The organism is Accumulibacter sp. (genome assembly GCF_016789985.1).
Taxonomy (GTDB): domain Bacteria; phylum Pseudomonadota; class Gammaproteobacteria; order Burkholderiales; family Rhodocyclaceae; genus Accumulibacter.
On sequence record NZ_JAEUOL010000058.1, the window covers coordinates 1 to 5,830 of the forward strand.

General features: G+C 62.7%; 7 protein-coding genes and 2 pseudogenes. 6 read left to right on the forward strand and 3 right to left on the reverse strand.

Features of this window, described 5'->3' with window-relative positions:
• The 3 genes from acpP to JNK99_RS03480 all read left to right on the forward strand — a co-directional run.
• The coding region (acpP, locus tag JNK99_RS03470; protein ID WP_291848685.1) for an acyl carrier protein at positions 1-154 on the forward strand (154 nt) is incomplete at its 5' end.
• A 101-nt stretch (positions 155-255) separates the two neighbouring features.
• On the forward strand, positions 256-1,494 hold the full coding sequence (gene fabF, locus JNK99_RS03475) for a beta-ketoacyl-ACP synthase II (RefSeq protein ID WP_291848669.1): 1,239 nt from the start codon (positions 256-258) through the stop codon (positions 1,492-1,494).
• A 25-nt stretch (positions 1,495-1,519) separates the two neighbouring features.
• Entirely contained in the window at positions 1,520-1,951 is a 432-nt protein-coding gene (locus JNK99_RS03480; RefSeq protein WP_291848672.1) for a protein YgfX, read from the forward strand.
• On the opposite strand, the gene nadB is transcribed toward JNK99_RS03480, so the two are convergent.
• Positions 1,917-3,506 (reverse strand): L-aspartate oxidase, encoded by a 1,590-nt coding sequence (gene nadB, locus JNK99_RS03485; protein ID WP_291848674.1) that lies wholly within the window; start codon positions 3,504-3,506, stop codon positions 1,917-1,919. The genes JNK99_RS03480 and nadB overlap by 35 nt on opposite strands.
• Before the next feature lie 121 nt (positions 3,507-3,627).
• Between nadB and JNK99_RS03490 the strand changes: the two genes are divergently transcribed.
• Both JNK99_RS03490 and JNK99_RS17610 read left to right on the forward strand, forming a co-directional pair.
• Positions 3,628-3,789, forward strand: coding sequence for a hypothetical protein (locus tag JNK99_RS03490; RefSeq protein ID WP_291848677.1), 162 nt, complete (start codon positions 3,628-3,630; stop codon positions 3,787-3,789).
• A gap of 201 nt (positions 3,790-3,990) precedes the next feature.
• Positions 3,991-4,329, forward strand: a pseudogene (locus JNK99_RS17610) (IS30 family transposase); the annotation flags it as partial.
• Between the two features lie 98 nt (positions 4,330-4,427).
• On the opposite strand, the gene JNK99_RS03495 reads toward JNK99_RS17610, so the two are convergent.
• The gene (locus tag JNK99_RS03495; RefSeq protein WP_291848680.1) at positions 4,428-4,646 is read right to left on the reverse strand and encodes a hypothetical protein; all 219 of its coding nucleotides are present in this window, start codon (positions 4,644-4,646) and stop codon (positions 4,428-4,430) included.
• A 31-nt stretch (positions 4,647-4,677) separates the two neighbouring features.
• Positions 4,678-5,544, reverse strand: a complete 867-nt coding sequence (locus JNK99_RS03500; RefSeq protein WP_291848683.1) for a YicC/YloC family endoribonuclease — start codon at positions 5,542-5,544, stop codon at positions 4,678-4,680.
• Positions 5,545-5,647: 103 nt separating this feature from the next.
• On the opposite strand from JNK99_RS03500, the pseudogene JNK99_RS03505 reads away from it, so the two are divergent.
• Positions 5,648-5,830: pseudogene (locus tag JNK99_RS03505) on the forward strand (serine/threonine protein kinase); the annotation flags it as partial.

Here is a 5,830-nt window from a genome sequence, read left to right on the forward strand (position 1 = left end):
GTTTGTCGACGATCTGGGCGCCGATTCGCTTGACACGGTCGAACTGGTCATGGCTCTGGAAGAAGAGTTCGAGTGCGAGATCCCGGACGATGAGGCCGAGAAGATCACCACCGTGCAGCAGGCCATCGACTACGTCACTGCCCACAAGAAGTAGTTTCTCGTCGCGCACCCTGGCGGACAGGCTGGCGGCTGCGTCCGGCAGGATGTCATCAGGGGAAGTTCCCGCTGCCGCATTCCGTACTGTTGGAGTTCAAGTTGGCACGTCGCAGAGTCGTCATCACTGGCCTTGGTATTGTTTCCCCAGTCGGTAATACGGTTGCAGAAGCCTGGCAGAATGTTCTTGCCGGTCGTTCGGGAATTGACCGGATCAGCCGTTTCGATGCTTCCACTTTCCCTGTCCGGATTGCCGGAGAAGTGCGGGGCTTCGAGATCGGCCAATATATCTCGCCGAAGGAGGCGCGCCGGATGGATGTCTTCATCCACTACGGCATGGCGGCGGGGATTCAGGCCATACGCGATGCCGGACTTGAAGACCACCCGGGGGTTCCCGAGCGGATTGGCGTGTCGATCGGTTCGGGGATCGGCGGTTTACCGATGATCGAGAGTACTTGCGACGACTTTGCCGCCGGTGGTGTGCGCAAGGTGTCGCCTTTTTTCGTTCCCGGCTCGATCATCAACATGATCTCGGGCAATCTGTCGATCATGTATGGCTACAAGGGCCCCAACATCTCTCTGGTCAGCGCCTGTTCGACGGGAACGCACAGTATTGGTGATGCCGGGCGCCTGATCGAGTATGGTGATGCGGACATCATGATTTCTGGCGGGGCCGAGGGCTGCGTTTCGAAACTCGGGCTCGGGGGCTTCTGTGCGCCACGCGCCCTGTCAACGCGTAATGATGATCCGCAGACGGCAAGCCGCCCGTGGGATCGTGACCGGGACGGTTTCGTTCTCGGTGAAGGGGCCGGTGTCGTCGTGCTCGAGGAGTACGAGCATGCGAAGGCGCGCGGTGCCCGCGTCTACTGCGAATTGGCAGGCTTCGGCATGAGTGCCGACGCGCATCACATGACCGCGCCCTGCGAGGATGGCGAGGGTGCAGCCCGTTGCATGACCAACGCGCTGCGCAACGCCGGTTTGAATCTTGATGAGGTGCAGTACGTCAATGCACACGGCACTTCCACTCCCCTAGGGGACAAGGCTGAGACGATCGCCATCAAGCGCGCTTTCGGCGAGCATGCGCATCAACTGGTGATCAATTCGACCAAGTCGATGACCGGTCATCTGCTGGGCGCTGCGGGGGGCATCGAGGCGATATTCACCATCCTGGCGATCCATCATCAGGTCTCCCCACCGACGATCAACGTCTTCAACCAGGACGAAGCCTGCGATCTCGATTATTGTGCCAACGAGGCGCGCCAACTGAAGATCGACGTCGGGATTTCCAACTCCTTCGGTTTCGGCGGCACCAACGCCACCGTCGCCTTCAAGCGAATCTAGAAGCCAGATTCGCCGTTCCGGGCAGGTGCAGTTTCCACTCACTCTCGGATTGCGCCGCTCGCGTTTCCTCTGCTGGCTGACGATTCTGCTGCATGGACTGGCGGCAGGCAGTGTGTGGGTACTGCCCTGGCCAGCGGCCGCCAGGGTCCTTTTGCTGGGGTTGGTGGCGCTCTCGGCATGGCATGTCCTGCGGCCTGGGCGCGTGACCGGTCTACGCCTGGGTGAGCGCGGCGAACTGGACCTGCTCTGTCCTGGTGGACGATGCTTGGCCATGGTGGTACAGCCAGATACGACAGTGTTCAGCCGACTGATCGTCCTTCGTCTGCGTGATGATCAGGGCCGCCTGCGCAGTCTGGCCATTTTGCCGGACAGTCTGCCGCCGGAGCAATTTCGCGTGCTGTGCCTGTGGTTGCGTTGGCTGGTCAATCCGGGCGATCAGACCGGGAGTGCCGTCTGATCACGGTGTTGCTGGCCCGGGCCAAAGAGTCGGGGTAGTTGCGACTGAAGTGCAGGCCACGGCTTTCGTGACGCCGAAGCGCGCAGCGGATGATCAGGTCGGCGGTCACCACCAGGTTGCGTAGCTCGATCAGATCGTGGCTGACCCGGAAATGCGAGTAGAAATCGTCGATCTCGCGCACCAGCAGGCGAATCCGGTTCTGCGCGCGCTGCAGGCGTTTGGTGGTGCGTACGATGCCCACATAATCCCACATGAAGCGGCGTAACTCATCCCAGTTGTGGGCGATGACGATCTCCTCGTCGGGGTCACTGACCCGGCTCGCGTCCCATGCCGGCAACACAGGCAGGTCGCCGGGCGGTTGCTGGAGAATGTCCGTTGCCGCCGCTTCGGCAAACACCAGGCATTCGAGCAACGAATTGCTGGCCAGCCGGTTGGCGCCGTGCAGACCGGTGCACGAGGCTTCGCCGGCTACATAAAGGCCGGCGAGGTCGGTGCGCGCACGCAGGTCGCTGACAACGCCGCCACAGGTGTAATGCGCGGCGGGAACAACTGGGATGGGTTGGCGCGTGATGTCGATGCCGAGGTCGAGGCAGCGTGCCAGAATGTTCGGGAAGTGCTCAGCGAGAAAGGCTGCGGGCTTGTGCGAGATGTCCAGATAGACGCAGTCCAGTCCGCGTTTCTTCATTTCGAAGTCGATAGCCCTGGCCACCACATCGCGCGGGGCGAGTTCGCCGCGTGCGTCGTGGCGGGGCATGAAGCGACTGCCGTCGGGCAGCAGCAGTCGTCCTCCTTCGCCGCGTACGGCTTCGGAAATCAGGAATGACTTGGCCTGCGGATGGTAAAGGCAGGTCGGGTGAAACTGGATGAACTCCATGTTCGCTACCCGACAGCCGGCGCGCCAGGCCATGGCGATACCGTCACCGGTCGAGGTGTCCGGATTGGTCGTGTAGAGATAGACTTTCCCCGCGCCGCCGGCGGCGATCAGGGTGTGTTGCGCGCCAATCGTCAGCACCTCACCACTGACACTGTCCAGCACATAGGCTCCATAACAGCGCTTTTCCGCCAGTCCCAGCTTGAGGCCGGTGATCAGATCGATCGCGATGTGGTTTTCGAGAATGCTGATGTTGGGTTGCCGGCGCACCTTGTCAGTCAGGGTGGTCTGCACTGCGAGACCGGTGGCGTCGGCCACGTGGATGACGCGGCGCGCGCTGTGTCCGCCCTCACGGGTGAGGTGGTAACCGGCCGCGTCACGCGTGAACGGCACGCCCTGCTCGATCAGCCAGTCGACGGCGCGGCGCCCATTTTCGATCACGAAGCGCGTGGCGTGACGGTCGTTCAGGAAGGCGCCAGCGGTAATCGTGTCACGGATGTGCGCCTCGATTGAATCGCGGTTGTCGAGTACCGCCGCGATTCCCCCTTGCGCCCAGCTTGATGCGCTGTCCTCCAGGGCGCGCTTGCTGATCAGCGCCACCCGGTGTGTTTTTGCGAGTCGTAGTGCCGCAGCTTGTCCGGCCAGGCCACTGCCGATGATGAGAACGTCGAAACGAAGCGCCAAGAGGGTTCGTCCAGCCAACAAGGGGCTGCAACTATAGCACGGGATGACGAGGCGTGAGTTCCCCCCGGAATTTCGTTTTCCCAGGGCGACGTCAGATGACGTGACCTTGGAAGGGAGAAGAATGAAGATGGCGAAGCAGGTCTGCACGCGGGAATCCAAGGAGCCGGCGGTCAAGCGGGTGAAGGACGGGCCGGCGCTGGCGGTGGTCGTGGTCAAGGAACCGGGACGGGTAGAGCAGACCTTGCGAAACTGGGTCAAGGGCAGCAGCGGGCAAGCTCAGTGATGCCGGCCACGCCTGGCCGTCGAGGGGGCGCTGTGGCGGTGGTCGAGCGTCGGCTACGGGATCGTCATTCTGGAGCAGATTGCCGGCACATCCTGCGCCGGAGGCATCCGGATACGGCCCGCACTTCAGGTCAGCCACGAAACCCTCTACACCGCGATCCAGGCCATGCCTCGTGGTGAATGGTGACGTGAGTTGCTTAGCTTGCCTGCGTCAGTCGCGCCAGCGCCGCAGGCCCAGGGTGCGTGCTATACCGACCGCCGGGGAACGATTCCCAACAGGACGAGCCTCCTCCAGCGACCGCCCGAGGTCGAAGATCGCGTGATCCCCGGTCATTGGGAGGGCGACTTGATCAGGGGTGCCCGCAATGCGTCGGCCATCGGCACGCCGGGGGAGCGTCGCCCCTTGTTCGTGACCTTGGCCAGAATGGATAACGCCAGTACCGAGGCCGCCGCCGTGACCGGCTTCTGTACCGTTCCGAATCGGATCGATGCCCAGCGACGCCGAGCCCTGATCTACGATCAGGGACGCGAGATGGCTCAGCACGCGTGCTTTTCTGAACTGACAGGCGTCAAGATCTCTTTCGCCGATCCGCATAGAGCCCTTGGCAGCGCGGCATCAACGAGAATCCCCATGGCTTGCTACGCCAGTCTTTCCCAAAGGGCGCCGATCTGTCCGGTTTCTCTCGGGTCGAACCCGATGCCGTTGCTTGGCAACCGAATACGCGACCACGCAAAAGCCTCGGCTGGCATTGCCCCGCCGAACTCTTCCTGCCCGATTTCAACTTCACCAGACTCTTTCATCAACTCCTTGCACTTCGGACTTGAGACCACCCCCCCGTTTTCAGGGGCTTTCAGCAATGGCTGCCATCTTCTCCGACGGAGCGAAGACTCACTCCAGGTTCTGCACCTGCTCGCGCATCTGTTCGATGAGCAGTTTGAGCTCGATTGCTGCCTGCGAGACTTCCGCTACCAGTGACTTGGAGCCGAGAGTGTTGGCTTCGCGATTGAGTTCCTGCATCAGGAAATCGAGGCGCTTGCCACTCGCGCCGCCGGCCCCGAGGATGCGCTCGACCTCGTCGAGGTGTGTCGACAGGCGCGCCAGTTCTTCCGAAACATCTATGCGGGCTGCGAACACTGCCACTTCCTGACGGATGCGCTCGTCGTCCACGGCCTGCACAGCCTCCAGCAGGCGTTGTCGCAGCCGGTCGTTGAACGCCGCCTGTGCGGCCGGGATGCGCGGTGCGACGTCGCAGACCAGTGCCCGCATGCGCACCACCCGCTGGCGGATGATGGTCGCCAGCTTGTCGCCCTCGCGCGCCCGGCTGGCGGCAAAGTCGTCGAGCGCTTCGCCGGCCAGCGCCAGACAGGCCGGCAGCACAGACCGCAGATCGAGCGTTTCCTCGCCGAAGATGCCCGGCCAGCGCAGCACGTCGCTGACCGCCAGCGGTGCGGCAAGCGGCAGGGCCTGGCGTACCTGCGCGTCGAACATCCGCAAGCGCTCGAGCAGTCCCGCATTGAGGTTGACCTGCTGGCCGCCACTGGTGGCGGGAAAGAAGCTGACACGGCATTCCAGCTTGCCGCGGCTCAGACGTGCGGCGAGCAGCTCGCGCAGTGCCGTTTCGGCAACCCGCAATTCGTCGCAGACGCGAAAGAAGATGTCCAGGTAGCGGGAATTGACGCTGCGCAACTCGATGTACAGCGTGCCGCCCCGGACGGCGCACGTTCTGGCGGCATAGCCGGTCATACTGTAGATCATGTGAATCCTGATGAGTGGACTGTGACAGGCCAGCAGGCGGCTTTACAGCCCACCCCGAAAAACCGGACAATGGCCGGAAACCCGAATGATAGCCTTGACACGGATGGCGCAACAAGCGAACCACCCTCTCCCCGCCGGTTTCCAACTCGACGAGTACTGCATCGAGCACCAGCTCTCGCTGGGCGGCTTCTCGATCGTATACGTCGCGACCGACAGCCAGGGGAAACGTGTCGCCATCAAGGAGTACCTGCCCAATACGCTGGCCCTGCGCAGCGAAGGGAGGACC